Genomic DNA, 19,833 nt, shown 5'->3' with positions numbered 1-19,833 from the left:
CGCGGCATCGTGAAGCTTTCGTTTTGCCGACTGACGAGGCGGCCGCCTGCACGTTCGATGTGGCTCTGCAACAATACGGCTCGCGGCGCCGCGCGCTCCGTTGCCGTTGCACGGAGGATGCGGTGTCGCGCCACTTAATCCGCGACGCCGCGCGTCGCTCGTCAGCCGAGCCCATCTTGTCCGAATTCGCTTCCCCCGCCGGCGCGCACGAGCCGGCCGTCAACTGGCGCGCGATGTCCGCCGTGCTGCTGGCCGTCGCGCTCGCGACGCTCGACACCGCGATCGCGAACACCGCGCTGCCTGCCATCGCGACCGACCTGCATGCGTCGCCGGCCGCGTCCGTGTGGATCATCAACGCCTACCAGCTCGCGATGGTCGCGACGCTGCTGCCGTTCGCGTCGCTCGGCGACATCGTCGGCCACAAGCGCGTGTATGTCGCCGGGCTCGCGGTGTTCACGCTGGCGTCGCTCGGCTGCTCGCTCGCGTCGACGCTGCCGACGCTGACGGCCGCGCGCATCGTGCAGGGCTTCGGCGCGAGCGCGATCATGAGCGTGAACGTCGCGCTGATCCGCGGCCTGTTTCCCGCGCACCGGCTCGGGCGCGGCGTCGGTTTCAACGCGCTCGTCGTCGGCGTGTCGTTCGCGGTGGGGCCGACGATCGCGTCGCTGATCCTGTCGGTGGCCGCGTGGCCGTGGCTGTTCGCGGTGAACGTGCCGCTCGGCGTGTTCGCGCTCGCCGTGGCGATTCCGTCGCTGCCGCAGATGGCGCGCGGCAAGCATGCGTTCGATCCGGTTGCCGCGCTGTTCAACGTGATCACGTTCGCGTCGCTGATCTTCGCGCTCGGCGAATTCGCGCAGCGCGGGCCGCTGACGGTCGTGTTCGCGGCGGCCGCGGTGGCCTTCTCGTTCGGCTGGCTGCTGATCCGCCGCCAGGCCGGGCATCCGGCGCCGATGCTGCCGGTCGACCTGTTCCGCCGGCCCGTGTTCACGCTGTCCGCGCTGACCGCCGTGTGCGCGTTCGCCGCGCAGGGGCTCGCATTCGTGTCGCTGCCGTTCTATTTCGAAACCGTCCTGCATCGCAACGCGGTCGAGACGGGGTTCCTGATGACGCCGTGGTCGGCGATCGTCGCGCTTGCCGCGCCGATCGCGGGGCGGCTGTCGGATCGTTATCCGCCCGGGCTGCTCGGTGCGATCGGCCTGGCGTTGCTGAGTGCGGGCATGGTGTCGCTCGCCGCGCTGCCGGTGTCGCCGGGCGTCGTCGACATCGGCTGGCGGATGATGCTGTGCGGCGCGGGCTTCGGCTTTTTCCAGTCGCCGAACCTGAAAGCGCTGATGTCGAGCGCGCCGCCCGAGCGCAGTGGCGGCGCGAGCGGGATCATCGCGACCGCGCGGCTGATCGGGCAGGCGACGGGCGCGGCGCTGGTTGCACTGTCGTTCGGGATCGCGGGGCGCCATGGGCCGACGCTTGCGTTGATGCTCGGGGCGGGCTTCGCGGGCGCGGCGAGCGTCGCGAGCGGGCTGCGGCTGTTCGCGCCGTCGCATCGGGCCGGCGCACCGGTCGTGTCGGAGCGCGCGAAGGAACCGGCGGCGGAGTAGGGCACGGCACGATCAAGACCGGCGCACGGCAACCATCGCCGCGCGCCGGCCTTCATGCATCGCTCAGAACCCGCCCGACTTGATCAGCTGGTTGAGGTTCGCGATGTTCAGGCTGCCGAAGCCGGTCGTCGGATCCCACCCGGTGCCGGCCTTGTAGCCATACCCCTGATAGCCGTTGTTGCCCGACACGACGTCATAGCGCACGAGCGACGGATGCGACGGAATGTCCGCATAGAAATTGGCGGCGGGGAAGCCGAGGCCCGTGCCGTTCGCCGCGAGCAGCCGCGCCCAGAAGCCCGTGAAGATCGGGGCGGCGAGGCTCGTGCCGCCGATCTGCTGCAACTGGCCGTAGTTGTAGATGTACGCGCCCGTGCTTTGGGCGGCATCGAACGCGACGTCCGGCAACTGGCGATTGCTGCCCGACTGCCACGAGGGCGCGGGCAGGATCGTGCTGACGCCGCCGCCCGTCGCCCACAGCTTGCCGTTCGAATCGAGCCCTTCGTTCCACACCGTCTCGTTCGAGAACGCGCCGGCCGACGTCGTGTAGAGCGTCGTGCCGCCGATCGCGAGCACGTGCGGCGACGAAGCCGGCCACGACACCGTGTAGTTCGCGCCGTCCGGGTAGCCGCGGTTGTTGCACTCGTACACGCCTTCGTCGCCGGACGATACCGAGAACGTCTGGCCTTGCGCGGCCGCCGTCGTGAAGATCTGTTCCTCGGCGTCGAGCGTGCCGTCCGCGTTCGCGTCGGTTTCGCACCAGCCGAGCGAGACGTTGATCACCTTCGCGGTGTTGTCCGACACCGCGCGGTTGAACGCCTGCGTGAGCCCCGTGTTGCCGGCGGCGTTGAGGTCCGCCATGTAGAACACCAGCTTGCCGACCTGGCCGCCGGCCGAGCCGACGATCGACTGGCTGTCGAGATCCCATTCGCCCTGGCCGTCCTGGTCGTCGGCGTAGCTGCCGCCCGTGCCGTTGGTCTTGACGGTCTGCGTCGCGACCGTGCCGTAGCCGTTGCTCGACGTGAACTGCTTCAGGTCCTGCAGCGTCTGCGATACGCCGCCGATCGTGATGATGCCGACGGTCACGCCGGCCGCGGTCGGCACGCCGGTCGCGTTGTAGAGGCCCGGAAATTCCTTCGGGTAGTGGCCCGTCGCCGTGCCGGCCGCGAGCGCCTGCGGCTTCGCGACGTTGCCGATGCGCAGCATCGGCCGCGCACGCGCGACGCTTTGCAGCCCGAGCACCGAGCCGACGACGTCGCCGAGCGCACGCGGCACCTGCGCGGTCGACGTGTTGGCGAAGCCCGAACGGCCCGCGTACTGGAAGTGCACGAGCGACGTGTTGAACGCGGTCTTCACCGTGCCGGCCGTGCCGTGCGCGGAGACCAGCAGTCGGTTCGGCGCGACTTCGACGTTCACGAAGCCGCTCTTGCGCAGATAGTCGACGACCGACTTCACCTGCGCGTCGGTCGGCGCGTAGTCGGCGAGGAACTGCTCGTGCGTCAGGTACTGGCGGTAATGCGCGCTGCCGGGCCGGTTCACGTCGCGCGCCAGTTGCTTGAGCTGCGCGGCGTTGCGCAGTTTCAGGCTGACGACGACGTCGGTCGTCTCGCCGGCCGCGAGTTCGAGCGATGGCGCCGCGCTTTGCGCCATCAACTGCGGGCCGGTCAGAAAGGCCTTCGTATGGGTATCGACCCAATCCGTCGTCGCGTGCGCCGCGGCGGCGGCGAACACGATCGGTGCCACGCACGCGAGGCGGCGGGGCGACGGAAGGGGAAGGGCAAACCAGGCGTTCCTTTTCATCGGGAGTCCTTTTTTAGGAGAGGCGACGTTACTGGAACCCCCGGCCCTTGTGGGGCCGCGAGCGGTGACGAGCGTAGGGCGTCGGTGCCGTTCGGGTAGCTGCCAGTTTCCATAGCTGTCAGTTCTGACAACGCGGGCGCGCGAGTGCGTGCGCGGCGCAGTGCGCGCCGGAAGTGGCGGGGCCGGTGAGCGGAACCGGTTCTCGGTGCGACGGCGCGGCAATGCGTGTCGCTCACACGCACGCGTCGTTCGTTGCAGCATCGGAATATGCGCGAGCGTGGACGGGCGCGCCGCGCGGATGCATGGCGTTTGTGTGTCAATGGCTGCACGTCGGGTCGCACTATGTGGTCATTGGAAGCGACTCGTCAGGAACCGATTCGCGCAGGGACGCGAACGCGGCTGGCCGACCCCGAACGTTTCCCGAACTGTGGAACAGCGCATCGGCCAGTCTTGCAGGCTGCTTTCGAATCGCGCGTCGTCATCGCGGATTAGAGGAAAGACTCGAATCCGGCGTCCGCGCGAGCCGATGCGACGCACGCGCCGGCCGCGCAGGATCGAACGACGTCGTTCGCGAAATTCCGCCTTGACGCGCGCCGATCAGCGGATATCCTTCAATCCATAACCAGCCGGTTATGGATTTTGGACGATATGCAAAACGCTCAGGACACGCTTTTCAGGACGCTTGCCGATCCCACGCGCCGCGCGTTATTCGAGCGACTGTGCGCGGAGGGGGAATTGACGGTTGCCGCGCTGACGGCCCACGCGGGCGTCTCGCAGCCGGCCGTATCGAAGCACCTTGGCGTACTGAAGCAGGCCGGGCTCGTGAACGACCGTCACGAAGGCCGGCAGACGCACTACCGCGCGCAGCCGCAAGCGCTGGCCCCGTTGATCGACTGGACGAGCCAGATGGCAGGTTTCTGGCAGAGCCGGTTCGATGCCCTCGAAGATCTGCTCAAAAGGATGGATCAGTAATGAACCACGCCACGACCGAAACGCGCTCCGTCGTCGTCGACCGGGAGCTACCCCATCCGCCGGAGAAGATCTGGCGCGCGCTCACGCAACCGCACCTGATCGAGGCGTGGCTCATGAAGAGCGACTTCGCGCCCGTCGCGGGCCATGCCTTCAGTTTCCGCGCGGACTGGGGCTCGGTCGACTGCACGGTCCTCACGATCGAGCCGCATCGCACGCTGTCCTATACGTGGGCGGCCCACGGGCTCGACAGCATCGTCACATGGACGCTCACGCCGACCCCGGCCGGCACGCACCTGCGCATGGAGCAGGTCGGCTTCCGCCCCGATCAGGAGCAGGCGTACCGCGGCGCGCAGTACGGCTGGGTACGGTTCTTCGACACGCTCGAACAGGTGCTGTCGCGTCCCGACGAAGGCACGGAGGCCCGCGCATGAGTGCACCGGAACTCACACCGTCGGCGCGCATCGATGCGCTGATCGCAGGCATCGCCGACTGGCGCGGCAAGACCTTGGCCGACGTGCGCCAGACGATCCTCGCGGCGCAAGCGGGCATCGTCGAGGAATGGAAATGGATGGGCAGCCCCGTCTGGTCGTGCGACGGGATGATCGCGGTGGCGAACGCGCACAAGGGCAAGGTGAAAGTGACGTTCATGCACGGCGCGCAGCTCCCCGATCCTGACAAGCTGTTCAACGACGGCCTCGACGGCAATGCGCGACGCGCGATCGATCTGTTCGAAGGCGACAAGCTCGACAAGCGGGCGTTGAAGAATCTCGTGCGCGCGGCGATCGAATACAACCGCACGCACCTGAAGAAGAACGCGCGAGGCTCGGGCGCGAAGGCGCGCGCAGACAAGGCGGCGTAAGGCCGCGTAAGACCGCGTACGGCACGGGCGAAAAAAAGCCCGACACGAGGTCGGGCATCCAAATCGGCCGCAACCGCCCGCGAGGCGGCTGCGGCGCCTGCAACAGCCGTGCGCTTACGCTGCGAGCAGCGAGCGCAGCACGAACGGCAGGATCCCGCCGTGCTTGTAGTAGTCGACTTCGATCGGCGTATCGATGCGCAGCAGCACCGGCACGCGCTGGGTTTCGCCGTTCTTGCGATGGATCACGAGCGTGACGTCCTGCTGCGGCTTGAAGTCGTCGCCGAGGCCTTCGATGTCGTACGTCTCTTCGCCGGTGATGCCGAGCGACTGGACGCTGTCCGCGCCCTTGAACTGCAGCGGCAGCACGCCCATGCCGACCAGGTTCGAGCGGTGGATGCGCTCGAAGCTGCGCGCGATCACGGCCTTCACGCCGAGCAGCTGCGTGCCCTTCGCGGCCCAGTCGCGCGACGAACCCGTGCCGTACTCTTCGCCCGCGAACACGACGGTCGGCGTGCCGGCGTCGACGTACTTCATCGCTGCGTCGTAGATCGACAGCTGTTCGCCGCTCGGCTGGTGGATCGTCAGGCCGCCCTCGACGCGCGTGCCGTCGGCCTTCGCCGGGATCATCAGGTTCTTGATCCGGACGTTCGCGAACGTGCCGCGCATCATCACGTCGTGGTTGCCGCGGCGCGAGCCGTAGCTGTTGAAGTCGGCCTTCTGCACGCCGTTTTCCTTCAGCCACTTGCCGGCCGGCGAATCTTCCTTGATCGAGCCTGCCGGGCTGATGTGGTCGGTCGTGACCGAGTCGCCGAAGATGCCGAGCGCACGCGCGCCCTTGACCGTCGGGATCGACGCAGCCGGCTCCATCGAGAAGTCGTTGCCGAAGAACGGCGGCTCGGCGATGTAGGTCGACTTCGGCCAGTCGTAGACTTCGCCCGATTCGCCCTCGATCTTGCTCCAGAGGTCGCCCTTCTTGGTCAGCTTCGAGTAGTTGTCCTCGAACTTCTTCGGATCGAGCGCGAACTTGAGCAGCGCGTGGATTTCTTCGCTCGTCGGCCAGATGTCGCCGAGGTAGATGTCGCGGCCGCCCTTGCCCTTGCCGACCGGCTCGGTCATCAGGTCGCGCATGATGTTGCCGGCGATCGCGTACGCGACGACGAGCGGCGGCGACGCGAGGAAGTTCGCGCGGATGTTCGGGTGAATGCGCGCTTCGAAGTTACGGTTGCCCGACAGCACGGCCGCCGCGACGATGTCGTTCTTCGTGATCGCTTCGTTCAGTTCCGGCGTCAGGTCGCCCGCGTTGCCGATACAGGTCGTGCAGCCATAGGCCGCGACTTCGAAGCCGAGCTTCGACAGGTAGGGCAGCAGGCCCGTCTTCGTCAGGTATTCGGTGACGATGCGCGATCCCGGCGCGAGCGAGGTCTTGATCTTCGGATCGACCGTGAGGCCGGCCTCGACCGCCTTCTTCGCGAGCAGGCCGGCGGCCAGCAGCACGCTCGGGTTCGACGTGTTCGTGCACGACGTGATCGCGGCGATCAGCACGTCGCCGTTCTTCACGTCGACGCCGTTGCTCGTCGTGTACTGCGTGTTCAGGTCTTCCGCCTTCTTCGCGAAGCCGTTCTCCGCGACCGGCTTCGAGAACAGGTCGGTGAACGTCGACTTGACGTTGCCGATCTCGATGCGGTCCTGCGGGCGCTTCGGGCCGGCCAGCGACGGGGCGACCGTCGCCAGGTCGAGCGTCACCGTCTTCGTGTAGTCGATGTCGCCGGCCTTCGGGATGCCGAACAGGTTCTGCGCCTTGAAGTAGTTTTCGAACGCGGCGATTTCGGCCTTCGTGCGGCCCGTGCCTTCGAAGTAGTCGATCGTCTTTTCGTCGACCGGGAAGAAGCCCATCGTCGCGCCGTATTCCGGCGCCATGTTGCCGATCGTCGCGCGGTCCGGCAGCGACAGCGACTGCGTGCCTTCGCCGAAGAATTCGACGAACTTGCCGACGACCTTCTCCTTGCGCAGCATTTCGGTGATCGTCAGCACCAGGTCGGTGGCCGTCACGCCTTCGCGCAGCCTGCCCTTGAGCTCGACGCCGACGACGTCCGGCGTCAGGAAGTACACCGGCTGGCCGAGCATGCCGGCTTCCGCTTCGATGCCGCCCACGCCCCAGCCGACCACGCCGATGCCATTGATCATCGTCGTGTGGCTGTCCGTGCCGACGAGCGTGTCCGGGTAGTACACGGTGTCGGCGCCGTCGGTCTTCTTGTGGACGCCGCGCGCGAGGTATTCGAGGTTCACCTGGTGCACGATGCCGACGCCCGGCGGCACGACCTTGAACGTGTCGAACGCCTGCATGCCCCACTTCATGAACTGGTAGCGCTCGTTGTTGCGCTGGAATTCCAGCTTCATGTTCAGGTCGAGCGCGTCCTTCTGGCGGAAGTAGTCGATCTGGACCGAGTGGTCGACGACGAGATCGACCGGCACCAGCGGCTCGATCTTCTTCGGGTTCTTGCCCGTGCGTTCGGCGACGCCGCGCATGGCCGCGATGTCCGCGAGCAGCGGCACGCCCGTGAAGTCCTGCAGCACGACACGCGACACGACGAACGGAATCTCGTCGACGCGTTTCGCGGTCGGCTTCCAGTTCGCGAGCTGCTCGATGTGCTCTTCGGTGATCTTCTTGCCGTCGTAGTTGCGCAGCACGGACTCGAGCACGATGCGGATCGACACCGGCAGGCGTTCGATCTTCGTCTTCAGTTCCTTGCCGAGTTGCGGCAGCGAGTAGAACTTGCCTTTGCCGGAACCGCTGTCGAATTCCTTGAGGGTCTTGTGGAGATTGTGGGCCATGGTGATTTTCCTGGGTTTGAGGCTAGGAAACAACGTGTCCTGCAGCTATATCACATACAAGTCGACGTACTCATCGACCGGCATCGCTTCGAGCTTTGCCTGGTCCAGCGACACGTCGAGAATCGCTTGTTGCTGCTTGGCCGGGAAGCGGCGGGCGAGGTTGGTCCGGAATTTGTCGACCAGCAGCGGGATGCCGTCCGCACGGCGCCGCCGATGGCCGAGCGGGTACTCGACCGCCACTTCGGCAAGCTTCGATCCGTCCGTGAACTCGATCGTCAGCGCATTCGCGATCGATCGCTTGTCCGGATCGTGATAATCCTTCGTGAACTGCGGATCCTCGACGCATACGGTCTTCGCGCGCAGCGCGTCGATGCGCGGGTCCGCCGCGGCCGCGTCTTCGTAGTCGGCCGCGGTCAGCCGGCCGAACAGCAGCGGCACGGCGACCATGTACTGGATGCAGTGGTCGCGGTCGGCCGGATTGGCGAGCGGGCCCTGCTTGTCGATGATGCGGATCGCGGCCGCATGCGTGCGGATCGTGATCCGGGCGATCTCGTCGGTCGTGCGGCCTGCCGCGGCGAGCTGCGCGTGCAGTTGCAGCGCGGCCTCGGCGGCCGTCTGCGCATGGAATTCGGCGGGGAACGCAATCTTGAACAGCACGTTTTCCATCACGTACGTGCCGTACGGGCGCTGGAAGCGGAACGGCTTGCCGTCGAACAGCACGTCGTAGAAGCCCCAGGTCTTGGCGGTGAGCGCGGACGGATAGCCCATTTCACCGGTTTTCGCGATCAGCGCGAGGCGCACCGCGCGGGACGTGGCGTCGCCGGCCGCCCAGGACTTGCGCGAACCGGTGTTCGGCGCATGGCGGTAGGTGCGCAGCGCGTGTCCGTCGACGAACGCATGGGAGACCGCGTTGATCAGCTCGTCGCGCGTGAGCCCGAGCAGCCGGCCGACGACGGCCGTCGACGCGACCTTCACGAGCAGCACGTGGTCGAGCCCGACCGCGTTGAACGCGTTCTCGAGCGCGAGGCAGCCCTGGATCTCGTGGGCCTGGATCATCGCGACCAGCACGTCGCGCATCGCGAGCGGCTTGCGGCCGGCCGCGCGGGCCGTGCGGGAGAGCCAGTCGGCCGTCGCCAGGATTCCGCCGAGGTTGTCGGACGGATGCCCCCATTCGGCGGCGAGCCAGGTGTCGTTGAAGTCCAGCCAGCGGATCATCGCGCCGATGCCGAACGCGGCCTGGACGGGATCGAGCTGGAAGGACGTGCCGGGCACCTTCGCGCCGTTCGGCACGATCGTGCCGGGCACGACCGGGCCGAGCAGCTTGGTGCAGGCAGGGTAGGACAGCGCCTCGAGTCCGCATCCGAGCGTGTCGATCAGGCAATGACGCGCCGTCTCCAGCGCGAGCGCGCTGTCGATGCCGGGGTTCAGCACGTAGTCGACGATGTCGACGAGTACCGTATCCGGAGCAGGGCGGACGTTGGAGACCGGGGCGGACATCGAGGGGCCGAGAGGAACGTGCTTAGTTCGTTGCCGGCTTCAGCTCGTTCGCCTGCGTCGGCGCTGCGCCGCCTTGTGCCATTTCCGGCGTCACGCATTCGTCAGCGAGGCGCTCGCCGCCGTTTGCGTCGGAGAACAGCATCGCCTTGCTCGGGATCACGACCAGCTTGAAGCCGGCTGCCGGATCGTAGAACGTGTCGGCGCCCGTCGTCGTGGCCTGACGCGGCAGCTTGTAGTTCTTCTTCGCCCAGTGAACCGTGACGACCTGGTCGCGCTTCATGTCGCCGGCGAGGTCGAACGACAGACCTTCCTTGCAGGACCACTTGACCGCGCCGTCCGGTACCGGATCGACCTTGGCGGCCGCGCGCGCCTGCGCCTTCTTGCTGCGCGGGATGATGCGCTTGGCCGGCGCCGGGCGCTTGGCCGTGGCCTTCTTCGTGGTGGCCGTACCCTGGGCAAACGCGCTCGGAGCCGACACCAGCATCGTGGCGGACAAGGCGCCGATGGCGGTAGCGATCAGGAGTTTCTTCATGGAGTCAGAACCTTTCGATAATCAGTTGACAAGGGCCGGCAATCGAAACTGTCGGCCGGTTTGAAACTGCACGCGCCCCGAAAGCGCGCAGCGGCCGCTATTTTCACCTATTTGGCCGCGCATACATCAGGTTTTCGGGCTCCGTTACGTTTTTTGTCGTTTCGCAAACGTCTGTCCGGTTCGCGAAACCGCGCATGCATGAAACTCGTGTATCGGCCGGCGGCGCGCACTCAACGCGCGGCGCCCGCGGCGGCCGGGCCGAACAGCGGCGCGGCGTCGTCCGGTACGGGCTGGCCGGTGGCCCGCGCGCGGCGCAGCACCGACCAGTAATAACGATAACTCGCGCGATCGTGCAGCGTATCGCCGTGGCGCGTCGGGCCCCAGTCGGCGGCCTGCGCGGCCAGCAGGATCTCGGCGGCGAGCGTGACTTCGTCGGTGCGCGGTGCGAACGCGTCGACGATCGGACGGATCTGCGCGGGGTGGATGCTCCACATCCGCGTGAAGGCGAACTCGTCGCGCGCGCGGCGTGCGTCGCCGGCGACGACACCCATGTCGCGCACCTCGGTCGTGACGTTGTGCGACGGCGTCTTGCCGTGCGCGTGACAGGCCGCGGCGATTTCCAGCTTCGCGCGGCGGACGAGCGGGTGGTCGAACTGGCCGGGCGAGCGCATCGCGGTATCGGGGATCGCGCCGTGGTGCGCGGAGACGAAATCCATCAGCCCGAAGCTCAGCGTGCCGACCGTCGGCAGCGCGGCGAGGGCGGCCGCCTGCGCGAGCGCGCCGTGCGTCTCGACCAGCACGTCGACCGCGATCGGCTGCGCGATGTCGAGCTCGCGGCGCGTGCCTTCGATGAACGCGGTCATTTCGGCCGCGTCGGCGGCGTTCGCGACCTTCGGCAGCGTGATGTAGGCGGGTGCGCGCGCTGCGCGCAGCACGATGCGCACGTCGTCGCGCCAGTGCGGGTGGGAAAAGTCGTGGATGCGGACGCCGACGCGGCCGAAGCGGTTCTCGGCGCTGCCGAGCAGGTCGGTGACGAGCGCCGCGTGCGCGGCTTCCTGGCCGACGGCCGCGCCGTCCTCGCAGTCGAGCGTGACGTCGAACACGGGGCCCAGCTCGGCCTGCAGCGCGAGCGACTTGCGCATCAGCTTCTCGCTGCCCGCGTAGTGATCGCAGCAGGGCAGGATCGCGGGCGGTGACGCCCCGTCGTACAGCACTTGTGCAGGAGTGAGCGCGGCCATCTCGTCTACGTCAGGGAAGCGGGTCAACGTGGAGAAAATCGGATTCGGGCAGGTTCTGGGCCGGCGCGCGGCGGGCGCGGGCGGCAAAACGTGCGCGAATCGGATCGATCGGCAGGGCCGGCGGCGTGCCGGCCCGTACCGAAGCCGGGCGCCCCGAAGGTCGCCCGGCGCGATGCGTGATGCTTAGTTCTTCAGCAGGTGGGCGACGCCGTCGCGCTCTTCGAGCAGCTCGGCCAGCGTGCCGTCCATCTTCTCGCGCGAGAACGCGTCGATTTCCAGGCCTTCGACACGCTTGTACTCGCCGTTTTCGCAGGTGACCGGCACGCCGTAGATGATGTCTTCGGGGATGCCGTACGAGCCGTCCGACGGGATGCCCATCGTGACCCACTTGCCGTTCGTGCCGAGCACCCAGTCACGGACGTGGTCGATCGCCGCGTTGGCTGCCGACGCGGCCGACGACAGGCCGCGCGCTTCGATGATCGCCGCGCCGCGCTTGCCGACGGTCGGGATGAACGTGTCGCGGTTCCACACGTCGTCGTTGATCAGCTTCAGCAGCGATTCGCCTTCGGCGGTCGCGAAGCGGAAGTCGGGGTACATCGTCGGCGAGTGGTTGCCCCACACGGCGAGCTTCTCGATCGACGCGACCGGCTTGCCCGACTTGGCGGCGAGCTGCGACAGCGCGCGGTTGTGGTCGAGGCGCAGCATGGCCGTGAAGTTCTTCTTCGGCAGATCCGGCGCCGACTTCATCGCGATGTATGCGTTCGTGTTCGCCGGGTTGCCGACGACCAGCACCTTCACGTCGCGGCTCGCGACTTCGTTCAGCGCGGCGCCCTGAACCGTGAAGATCTCGGCGTTCGCCGACAGCAGGTCCTTGCGCTCCATGCCCTTCGAGCGCGGACGTGCACCGACCAGCAGCGCGACGTCTGCATCCTTGAATGCCACCTTCGGATCGTCGGTGATCACGACGCCTGCGAGCAGCGGGAACGCGCAGTCGTCGAGTTCCATCACGACGCCTTTGACGGCGGCTTGGGCTTGCGGGAGGTCGAGCAGTTGCAGGATGACCGGCTGATCCTTGCCGAGCAGGTCGCCGTTCGCGATGCGGAACAGCAGGGAGTAAGCGATTTGACCTGCGGCGCCGGTGACGGCAACGCGCTTTGCGGGCTTAGCCATTGAAAATCTCCAGGACGGGTGAAGCGTTGGACGCGAGCGAAAACGCCATTCTATGCGCGTTGTGCGTAGCGTTGCATTGAAGCAGGGCGGAGGACTCGCGATGGCGGACGCGGTGAACCTGGAGACGGCCGTGGCACGTAGCCGGGGACGCGCTGTTGCACCCGCGAACCCTTGCTCGACCGGGAGTGTAGGAGCCGTCACGCGCAAAGTCAAACGGTATCATATGTCTTATATAAGACAGATGTTTTGCGGAAATTGAGTGGACGAAAAAGTGCGGTTTGTGATGAAATGCGCGCCATGACATCGAACCAGGCGAACACCGCGAATCAGACCGGCGCAGGCGGCCCAGGGCAGCCGGGTGCGGGCGATGCCGCAGCCTCGCCCGCGGCGTCCGCGTCGCCGACGTTCAGCCCGTTATACCAGCAGATCAAGTCATTGATCACGCAAAGTCTCGAATCCGGCGAATGGAAGCCCGGCGAGATCATCCCCAGCGAAGTGGAGCTCGCGGCCCGCTACAAGGTCAGCCAGGGCACCGTGCGCAAGGCGATCGACGAGCTGGCCGCCGAAAACCTCGTGGTCCGGCGGCAGGGCAAGGGTACGTTTGTTGCAACGCACAACGAGGATCGCGCGCAATTCCGCTTCCTGCGGCTGCTGGCCGACGACGGCGCCGAGCACCCGCACGTGAGCCGCCTGCTCGAATGCCGGCGCCTGCGCGCGCCGGCCGAGATCGCGCGGCAGCTCGACCTGAAGCCCGCCGATCCGGTCGTGCAGGTGCGCCGCCTGCTGGAATTCGACGGCGAAGTGACGGTGCTCGACGAGATCTGGCTGCCGGGCGCGATGTTCCGCGGGCTCACGTTCGAGCGGCTGAGCGAGTACAAGGGGCCGCTCTACGCGATGTTCGAGACGGAGTTCGGTACGCGGATGATCCGCGCGACTGAGAAGATCCGCGCGGTGGCGGCGGATCCGGCGGTGGCCGACCTGCTGCACGTGCCGGCGGGCTTCCCGCTGCTGTCGGTCGAGCGCGTGTCCTATACGTACGGGGACCGGCCGGTGGAGGTGCGTCGCGGCTGGTATGTCACAACCGGGTACTACTATCAGAATGACTTGAGCTGACGACGTTCGGCTCAGCCGCGTGCCTTCGCGTTTCCCACGCTCGCGAAGCACGTTTCGGGCCGCCTTTGTTCTTGTTCGCGCAATTATCCAGAGCAGACTTTCGCTGCAGCGCGATATAAAAAGGCGCTAAAATCGCGGATTAGTGTGACAACATAGTAGGGGTCTAGCATGACTGACGCAGTAAGAAAGCCGAGGCCGGAATACCGGAACATCGGAATCGGCGACATCACGTTGAAATATCGCATGCCGCTGGCGGCGACATTGTCGATTCTCCATCGTATCAGCGGCGCGCTGCTGTTCCTGTTCCTGCCGTTCCTGCTGTTCCTCTTCGACCAGAGCCTCACCTCCGAGCTCAGCTTCGAAGTCTTCAAGGCTTTCCTCTCCAACATCGTCGTCAAGCTGATCGTCCTCGCGTTGTCGTGGGCCTTCTTCCACCATTTTTGCGCCGGCATTCGCCACCTGCTGATGGACGTCAACCACGACGCCGTCTCGAAGGAAGGCGGCAAGCGGACGGCCGTCGTCGTCTTTGTCGTCTCGATCGCGCTGACGATCGCCATGGCACTCAAACTGTTCGGAGCATTCTAAGAAAATGGCAGCCAATAACCGAATCGGCTCGAAGCGCCTCGTCGTCGGCGCACACTACGGCCTGCGCGACTGGCTCGCGCAGCGCGTCACCGCCACGATCATGGCGGTCTACACGGTCATTCTGCTCGTCCTCTTCTTCGGCGCGCACGATTTCTCGTACGAAGGCTGGGCATCGATCTTCGCCGCGCAATGGATGAAGCTCGCGACCTTCGTGATGCTGCTCTCCCTCTTCTACCACGCATGGGTCGGCGTGCGCGACATCTGGATGGACTACGTGAAGCCCGTCGGTGTGCGCCTGCTGCTGCAATCGCTGACCATCGTCTGGCTGCTCGCATGTGCGGGCTATGCCGCGCAGATTCTCTGGAGAGTGTAAAGAATGGCTGCAATCAAAACTTCCCTCCCGCGCCGCAAGTTCGACGTCGTGATCGTCGGCGCAGGCGGCTCCGGCTTGCGCGCAGCGCTGCAACTGTCGCGCGCGGGCCTGTCGGTCGGCGTGCTGTCGAAGGTGTTTCCGACGCGTTCGCACACGGTCGCCGCGCAAGGCGGCATCGGCGCGTCGCTCGGCAACATGAGCGAAGACAACTGGCACTTCCACTTCTACGACACGATCAAGGGCTCCGACTGGCTCGGCGACCAGGACGCGATCGAATTCATGTGCCGTGAAGCGCCGAACGTCGTGTACGAGCTCGAGCACTTCGGCATGCCGTTCGACCGCAACGCGGACGGCACGATCTACCAGCGCCCGTTCGGCGGCCACACCGCGAACTACGGCGAGAAGCCGGTCCAGCGCGCTTGCGCGGCCGCCGACCGTACCGGTCACGCGCTGCTGCACACGCTGTACCAGCAGAACGTCGAGGCGAAGACGCAGTTCTTCGTCGAATGGATGGCGCTCGACCTGATCCGCGACGCGGACGGCGACGTGCTCGGCGTGACGGCGCTCGAAATGGAAACGGGCGACGTCTACATCATGGAAGGCAAGACGACGCTGTTCGCGACGGGCGGCGCAGGCCGGATCTTCGCGGCATCGACGAACGCGTTCATCAACACCGGCGACGGCCTCGGCATGGCCGCGCGCTCGGGCATCGCGCTGCAGGACATGGAGTTCTGGCAGTTCCACCCGACCGGCGTGGCCGGCGCGGGCGTGCTGATCACCGAAGGCGTGCGCGGCGAGGGCGGCATCCTGCGCAACTCGAACGGCGAGCGCTTCATGGAGCGCTACGCACCGACGCTGAAGGATCTGGCGCCGCGTGACTTCGTGTCGCGTTCGATGGACCAGGAAATCAAGGAAGGCCGCGGCGTCGGTCCGAACAAGGACCACGTGCTGCTCGACCTGTCGCACATCGGCGCCGAGACGATCATGAAGCGTCTGCCGTCGATCCGCGAAATCGCGCTGAAGTTCGCGAACGTCGACTGCATCAAGGAACCGATCCCGGTCGTCCCGACGATCCACTACCAGATGGGCGGCATCCCGACCAACATCCACGGCCAGGTCGTCGGCACGTCGCGCGATCACAAGGAACCGGTCAACGGCTTCTACGCAGTGGGCGAATGCTCGTGCGTGTCCGTGCACGGCGCGAACCGCCTCGGTACGAACTCGCTGCTGGACCTCGTGGTGTTCGGCCGTGCGGCCGGCAACCACATCGTCGAGCACGTGAAGAACCAGAAGGAACACAAGCCGCTGCCGGCCGACGCAGGCGAATTCTCGCTGGCGCGCCTGAACAAGCTCGACAAGTCGACGTCGGGCGAATACACGCAGGACGTCGCGAACGACATCCGCTCGACGATGCAGAAGCACGCAGGCGTGTTCCGCACGTCGGAACTGCTGAAGGAAGGCGTCGAGCAGATGGCCGGCCTGAAGGCGCGCGTGGAAAACATCCACCTGAAGGACAAGTCGAAGGTGTTCAACACCGCGCGCGTCGAAGCGCTCGAGCTGGAGAACCTGATCGAAGTGGCCCGCGCGACGATGGTGTCGGCGGAAGCGCGCAAGGAAAGCCGCGGCGCGCACGCGCACAGCGACTACGAGCACCGCGACGACGAGAACTGGCTGCGCCACACGCTGTGGTACAGCGAAGGCGATCGCCTCGACTACAAGCCGGTACAAATGAAGCCGCTGACGGTCGAATCCGTGCCGCCGAAGCCGCGCACGTTCTAAGCCGAGTCAAAGGAATCCGAAATGGCAAAACGCATTTTTGAAGTCTACCGCTACGATCCGGACAAGGACGCGGCGCCGCGCATGCAGACGTACGAGCTCGAGATCCAGCATGAGCGCATGCTGCTCGACGCACTGGTCAAGCTGAAGGCCCTGGACGAGACGCTGTCGTTCCGCCGTTCGTGCCGCGAAGGCGTGTGCGGCTCGGACGCGATGAACATCAACGGCAAGAACGGTCTCGCGTGCCTGACGAACCTGAACGACCTGCCGCAGAAGATCGTGCTGCGCCCGCTGCCGGGCCTGCCCGTCGTGCGCGACCTGATCGTCGACATGACGCACTTCTTCAACCAGTATCACTCGATCAAGCCGTACCTGATCAACGACGCGCCGCCGCCCGAGAAGGAGCGCCTGCAGTCGCCGGAAGAGCGCGACGAGCTCGACGGCGTGTACGAGTGCATTCTGTGCGCGAGCTGCTCGACGTCGTGCCCGAGCTTCTGGTGGAACCCGGACAAGTTCGTCGGCCCGGCCGGCCTGCTGCAGGCTTACCGCTTCATCGCGGACAGCCGCGACACCGCCACCGGCGAGCGTCTCGACAATCTGGAAGACCCGTACCGTCTGTTCCGTTGCCACACGATCATGAACTGCGTCGACGTGTGCCCGAAGGGCCTGAACCCGACGAAGGCGATCGGCAAGATCAAGGAACTGATGGTTCGCCGCGCGGTATAAAGTTTGATGAGCGACGATTCGCATCAATCCGACCCGCACCGTCGCGCACGCCTTCGCTGGCGTGCGCGGCGGGGTCTGCTGGAGAACGACATCGTGTTCGAGCGTTTCTTCGGCAGATACGAGCATGACCTCACCGATGCAGACGTAGGCGCGTTGTCGCGCCTGCTCGATCTGAGCGACAACGACCTGATGGACTTGCTCCTCGCGCGCAAGGAACCAGAAGGCGACCTAGACAGCCCGGATGTTCACCGGCTGTTGGAGATGCTGCGCAACGTGTAATCACGTTCCGCCCGTTATCGAATCCCGTTTCTTTATTTCGATTGAGGATGTGCCATGACTCCGTCTGATGTTAAAGCCACGCTATCGTTCAGCGACAACTCGCCGAGCGTCGAACTGCCGATCTACAAGGGCACGATGGGCCCGGACGTGATCGACATCCGCAAGCTGTACGGCCAGACCGGCAAGTTCACGTACGACCCGGGCTTCATGTCGACGGCTTCGTGCAATTCGGCGATCACGTACATCGACGGCGACAAGGGCGAACTGCTGTACCGCGGCTACCCGATCGACAACCTCGCGCAGAATGCCGACTTCCTCGAAAGCTGCTACCTGCTGCTGAAGGGCGAACTGCCGAACGCGGCTCAGAAGAAGGAATTCGTCGACACCGTCACGAAGCACACGATGGTGCACGAGCAGATGCACTTCTTCTTCCGCGGCTTCCGTCGCGATGCGCACCCGATGGCGGTGCTGGTGGCGGCCGTCGGCGCGCTGTCGGCGTTCTATCACGACTCGCTCGACATCAACGATCCGCGTCACCGCGAAGTGTCGGCAATCCGCATGATCGCGAAGCTGCCGACGCTCGTCGCGATGGCGTACAAGTTCAGCATCGGCCAGCCGTTCGTCTATCCGAAGAACGAACTGTCGTACAGCGCGAACTTCATGCACATGATGTTCTCGAACCCGTGCGAAGAGTACAAGGTCAACGACGTGCTGGTCCGCGCGCTCGACCGTATCCTGATCCTGCACGCCGATCACGAGCAGAACGCATCGACGTCGACGGTCCGCCTGGCCGGTTCGTCGGGCGCGAACCCGTTCGCGTGTATCGCGGCCGGTATCGCGTGTCTGTGGGGCCCGGCGCACGGCGGCGCGAACGAAGCCGCGCTGAACATGCTCGAGCAGATCGGTTCGCCGGACAACATCCCCGAATTCATCAAGCAGGTGAAGGACAAGAATTCGGGCGTGAAGCTGATGGGCTTCGGTCACCGCGTGTACAAGAACTACGACCCGCGTGCGAAGCTGATGCGCGAAACGTGCTACGAAGTGCTGAACGAACTGGGCCTGCACGACGACCCGCTGTTCAAGCTCGCGATGCAGCTCGAGAAGATCGCGCTGGAAGACGAATACTTCGTGTCGCGCAAGCTGTACCCGAACGTCGACTTCTACTCGGGCATCGTCCAGCGCGCGCTGGGCATCCCGACGTCGATGTTCACGTGTATCTTCGCGATGGCACGCACGGTCGGCTGGATCGCACAGTGGAACGAAATGATTGCCGATCCGGAACAGAAGATCGGCCGTCCGCGCCAGCTGTTCATCGGCGATACGCCGCGCGAAGCGAAGCCGCTCAACGCACGTTAAACCGTGTGCGCCGCGAACGGCCGGCAGGCCGCTCGCGTCGGGCAATCGCAACGCCACGACACCCCGACGGGTCAGCCCGTCGGGGTGTTTTCATTTGCGCGGCCGACGCCGGCCCGATCCGGCGCGGCGCTCCAGCGACGGCGGCCGTGTGTCGAGCGCGAGCGCATCGTCGTCGGGTGCGTGGCCGTGCTGCTTGAAGAACTGCCGGTACGCGCCGGGCGTCGTGCCGCGCGCGGCGAGGAACTGGCGATTGAAGTTCGCGGCATTCGGAATGCCGCAGCGCGCGGCCACCGTCGCGATCGGCCAGTCGGTGCCGACGAGATGGCGACAGGCATGCGCGAGCCGCAACCGTTGCACGTAGCGGCCGACGCTTTCGCCGAGATGCCGGACGAACAGCCGTTGCAGCGTGCGTTCGGACAGGTGCGCGACAGCGGCGAGTGCGTCGATGCGCAGCGGTTCGTGGAAATGCCGGTCGATCGCGTCGAGCACGCGATCGAGGCGTTCGGCTTCGGGCGTGGCGGGATCGGCCGGCGATGGCGCACCGTCGGGCTGGCCGTACGCGTGCGCGGTGGCGAGCGGTTCGCCACCGGCTTCCGCGAGATCGGCAAGCGTGTCGAGCGTGGCCGCGAGCCTCGCGCGCGGCGACGGATCGAGCAACAGCGGCAGGCGAGCGCGCATCGCGCGGGCCGTCTCCACGTCGAAGCGCAGGCCCGGCGCCGCGCGCCGCAGCAGCGAGCGCAGCGGCGCGTATTCGGCGCAGCAGTCGGCCAGCCGCCGCACCCAGTCGCCGTCGAACCACACGACGAGCGCGACCTCGGGCGCGTCGCGATCGATGCGCGCGTTCGACGACCACGTATGCGGCAGGTTGGGCGGCACGAGCACGAGATCGTCGTCCGCGTAGCGCGCGACATGATCGCCGATGAAGCGTTGGCCACGGCTGTTGAGCGTCAGCGTCAGTTCGTATTCGGGGTGGCGATGCCACTCGAACGGAATGCGCGCGAGCTGACGGTGATAGACGCGGATCGAACAGCCGGGCGCGAACGTCACGTGCTCGTATTGCGGTTTCATCGCGGCCTCCGGTAGGGGGCGGGCAGCGCGCCGTGGCATGATCGTGAGCGATCGTCACCACGGAG

General features: G+C 66.1%; 18 protein-coding genes. 11 read left to right on the top strand and 7 right to left on the bottom strand.

Going from position 1 to position 19,833, the window contains the following annotated elements:
• Nucleotides 1–176 precede the first annotated feature (176 nt).
• Nucleotides 177–1,595 carry an MFS transporter gene (locus WT53_RS22705; RefSeq protein ID WP_034205197.1) on the top strand — a complete coding sequence of 473 codons (1,419 nt, stop codon included), beginning with the start codon at nt 177–179 and terminating at the stop codon, nt 1,593–1,595.
• Between the two features lie 63 nt (nt 1,596–1,658).
• Here WT53_RS22705 and WT53_RS22700 read toward each other — a convergent pair whose 3' ends face one another.
• Complete coding sequence (locus WT53_RS22700; RefSeq protein ID WP_034205196.1) at nt 1,659–3,392, bottom strand: protease pro-enzyme activation domain-containing protein; 1,734 nt, start codon at nt 3,390–3,392, stop codon at nt 1,659–1,661.
• Nucleotides 3,393–4,040: 648 nt separating this feature from the next.
• Here WT53_RS22700 and WT53_RS22695 point away from each other — a divergent pair.
• From WT53_RS22695 to WT53_RS22685, 3 genes are read left to right on the top strand one after another with little or no spacing between them, the layout of a single operon-like run.
• Nucleotides 4,041–4,364 (top strand): helix-turn-helix transcriptional regulator, encoded by a 324-nt coding sequence (locus WT53_RS22695; RefSeq protein WP_059784011.1) that lies wholly within the window; start codon nt 4,041–4,043, stop codon nt 4,362–4,364.
• Nucleotides 4,364–4,795 carry an SRPBCC domain-containing protein gene (locus tag WT53_RS22690; protein ID WP_034205194.1) on the top strand — a complete coding sequence of 144 codons (432 nt, stop codon included), beginning with the start codon at nt 4,364–4,366 and terminating at the stop codon, nt 4,793–4,795. Before WT53_RS22695 ends, WT53_RS22690 begins: the two co-directional genes overlap by 1 nt.
• On the top strand, nt 4,792–5,223 hold the full coding sequence (locus tag WT53_RS22685) for a DUF1801 domain-containing protein (RefSeq protein ID WP_034205193.1): 432 nt from the start codon (nt 4,792–4,794) through the stop codon (nt 5,221–5,223). Before WT53_RS22690 ends, WT53_RS22685 begins: the two co-directional genes overlap by 4 nt.
• A 114-nt stretch (nt 5,224–5,337) precedes the next feature.
• Here WT53_RS22685 and acnA read toward each other — a convergent pair whose 3' ends face one another.
• From acnA to WT53_RS22660, 5 genes are all read right to left on the bottom strand, one after another.
• A complete protein-coding gene (acnA, locus tag WT53_RS22680; RefSeq protein ID WP_060261636.1) occupies nt 5,338–8,055 on the bottom strand; it encodes an aconitate hydratase AcnA in 2,718 nt (905 codons plus the stop codon).
• A gap of 45 nt (nt 8,056–8,100) precedes the next feature.
• Entirely contained in the window at nt 8,101–9,552 is a 1,452-nt protein-coding gene (locus tag WT53_RS22675) for a bifunctional 2-methylcitrate dehydratase/aconitate hydratase (protein ID WP_059837499.1), read from the bottom strand.
• A 22-nt stretch (nt 9,553–9,574) separates the two neighbouring features.
• Nucleotides 9,575–10,084 (bottom strand): hypothetical protein, encoded by a 510-nt coding sequence (locus WT53_RS22670; protein WP_034205190.1) that lies wholly within the window; start codon nt 10,082–10,084, stop codon nt 9,575–9,577.
• Nucleotides 10,085–10,314: 230 nt separating this feature from the next.
• The gene (locus tag WT53_RS22665; RefSeq protein WP_060261633.1) at nt 10,315–11,322 is read right to left on the bottom strand and encodes a CoA ester lyase; all 1,008 of its coding nucleotides are present in this window, start codon (nt 11,320–11,322) and stop codon (nt 10,315–10,317) included.
• A gap of 183 nt (nt 11,323–11,505) precedes the next feature.
• Nucleotides 11,506–12,492 (bottom strand): malate dehydrogenase, encoded by a 987-nt coding sequence (locus tag WT53_RS22660; RefSeq protein ID WP_006487742.1) that lies wholly within the window; start codon nt 12,490–12,492, stop codon nt 11,506–11,508.
• Nucleotides 12,493–12,780: 288 nt separating this feature from the next.
• On the opposite strand from WT53_RS22660, the gene WT53_RS22655 reads away from it, so the two are divergent.
• The 7 genes from WT53_RS22655 to gltA all read left to right on the top strand — a co-directional run bounded on the left by WT53_RS22655 (nt 12,781) and on the right by gltA (nt 18,700).
• Complete coding sequence (locus WT53_RS22655; RefSeq protein WP_080747666.1) at nt 12,781–13,605, top strand: GntR family transcriptional regulator; 825 nt, start codon at nt 12,781–12,783, stop codon at nt 13,603–13,605.
• 168 nt (nt 13,606–13,773) lie between these two features.
• On the top strand, nt 13,774–14,190 hold the full coding sequence (gene sdhC / locus WT53_RS22650; protein ID WP_034205188.1) for a succinate dehydrogenase, cytochrome b556 subunit: 417 nt from the start codon (nt 13,774–13,776) through the stop codon (nt 14,188–14,190).
• Nucleotides 14,191–14,194: 4 nt separating this feature from the next.
• Nucleotides 14,195–14,563 (top strand): succinate dehydrogenase, hydrophobic membrane anchor protein, encoded by a 369-nt coding sequence (gene sdhD / locus WT53_RS22645; RefSeq protein WP_006487767.1) that lies wholly within the window; start codon nt 14,195–14,197, stop codon nt 14,561–14,563.
• 3 nt (nt 14,564–14,566) lie between these two features.
• Complete coding sequence (sdhA, locus tag WT53_RS22640) at nt 14,567–16,342, top strand: succinate dehydrogenase flavoprotein subunit (RefSeq protein WP_060261629.1); 1,776 nt, start codon at nt 14,567–14,569, stop codon at nt 16,340–16,342.
• 21 nt (nt 16,343–16,363) lie between these two features.
• Nucleotides 16,364–17,065: a succinate dehydrogenase iron-sulfur subunit gene (locus WT53_RS22635; RefSeq protein ID WP_006479352.1), complete on the top strand. Its 702-nt coding sequence runs from the start codon at nt 16,364–16,366 to the stop codon at nt 17,063–17,065.
• Nucleotides 17,066–17,071: 6 nt separating this feature from the next.
• Complete coding sequence (locus WT53_RS22630) at nt 17,072–17,344, top strand: succinate dehydrogenase assembly factor 2 (protein WP_034205186.1); 273 nt, start codon at nt 17,072–17,074, stop codon at nt 17,342–17,344.
• Between the two features lie 54 nt (nt 17,345–17,398).
• Nucleotides 17,399–18,700: a citrate synthase gene (gene gltA, locus WT53_RS22625; protein ID WP_034205185.1), complete on the top strand. Its 1,302-nt coding sequence runs from the start codon at nt 17,399–17,401 to the stop codon at nt 18,698–18,700.
• A 90-nt stretch (nt 18,701–18,790) separates the two neighbouring features.
• On the opposite strand, the gene WT53_RS22620 is transcribed toward gltA, so the two are convergent.
• Nucleotides 18,791–19,768 (bottom strand): AraC family transcriptional regulator, encoded by a 978-nt coding sequence (locus tag WT53_RS22620; protein ID WP_060261626.1) that lies wholly within the window; start codon nt 19,766–19,768, stop codon nt 18,791–18,793.
• Nucleotides 19,769–19,833 lie beyond the last annotated feature (65 nt).

Source organism: Burkholderia sp. MSMB2157WGS, from assembly GCF_001532755.1.
GTDB lineage: Bacteria > Pseudomonadota > Gammaproteobacteria > Burkholderiales > Burkholderiaceae > Burkholderia.
This window is presented reverse-complemented; position numbering and strand designations above follow the sequence as displayed.

Bases quoted from the DNA above. Each gene is read 5' to 3' on its own strand.
- WT53_RS22690 (WP_034205194.1), top strand. From the start codon at position 4,364: ATGAACCACGCCACGACCGAAACGCGCTCCGTCGTCGTCGACCGGGAG.
- gltA (WP_034205185.1), top strand. From the start codon at position 17,399: ATGACTCCGTCTGATGTTAAAGCCACGCTATCGTTCAGCGACAACTCG.
- sdhC (WP_034205188.1), top strand. From the start codon at position 13,774: ATGACTGACGCAGTAAGAAAGCCGAGGCCGGAATACCGGAACATCGGA.
- WT53_RS22630 (WP_034205186.1), top strand. From the start codon at position 17,072: ATGAGCGACGATTCGCATCAATCCGACCCGCACCGTCGCGCACGCCTT.
- WT53_RS22665 (WP_060261633.1), bottom strand. From the start codon at position 11,322: ATGGCCGCGCTCACTCCTGCACAAGTGCTGTACGACGGGGCGTCACCG.
- WT53_RS22660 (WP_006487742.1), bottom strand. From the start codon at position 12,492: ATGGCTAAGCCCGCAAAGCGCGTTGCCGTCACCGGCGCCGCAGGTCAA.
- sdhA (WP_060261629.1), top strand. From the start codon at position 14,567: ATGGCTGCAATCAAAACTTCCCTCCCGCGCCGCAAGTTCGACGTCGTG.
- WT53_RS22675 (WP_059837499.1), bottom strand. From the start codon at position 9,552: ATGTCCGCCCCGGTCTCCAACGTCCGCCCTGCTCCGGATACGGTACTC.
- WT53_RS22700 (WP_034205196.1), bottom strand. From the start codon at position 3,392: ATGAAAAGGAACGCCTGGTTTGCCCTTCCCCTTCCGTCGCCCCGCCGC.
- WT53_RS22695 (WP_059784011.1), top strand. From the start codon at position 4,041: ATGCAAAACGCTCAGGACACGCTTTTCAGGACGCTTGCCGATCCCACG.
- acnA (WP_060261636.1), bottom strand. From the start codon at position 8,055: ATGGCCCACAATCTCCACAAGACCCTCAAGGAATTCGACAGCGGTTCC.
- sdhD (WP_006487767.1), top strand. From the start codon at position 14,195: ATGGCAGCCAATAACCGAATCGGCTCGAAGCGCCTCGTCGTCGGCGCA.
- WT53_RS22635 (WP_006479352.1), top strand. From the start codon at position 16,364: ATGGCAAAACGCATTTTTGAAGTCTACCGCTACGATCCGGACAAGGAC.
- WT53_RS22685 (WP_034205193.1), top strand. From the start codon at position 4,792: ATGAGTGCACCGGAACTCACACCGTCGGCGCGCATCGATGCGCTGATC.
- WT53_RS22620 (WP_060261626.1), bottom strand. From the start codon at position 19,768: ATGAAACCGCAATACGAGCACGTGACGTTCGCGCCCGGCTGTTCGATC.
- WT53_RS22655 (WP_080747666.1), top strand. From the start codon at position 12,781: ATGCGCGCCATGACATCGAACCAGGCGAACACCGCGAATCAGACCGGC.
- WT53_RS22670 (WP_034205190.1), bottom strand. From the start codon at position 10,084: ATGAAGAAACTCCTGATCGCTACCGCCATCGGCGCCTTGTCCGCCACG.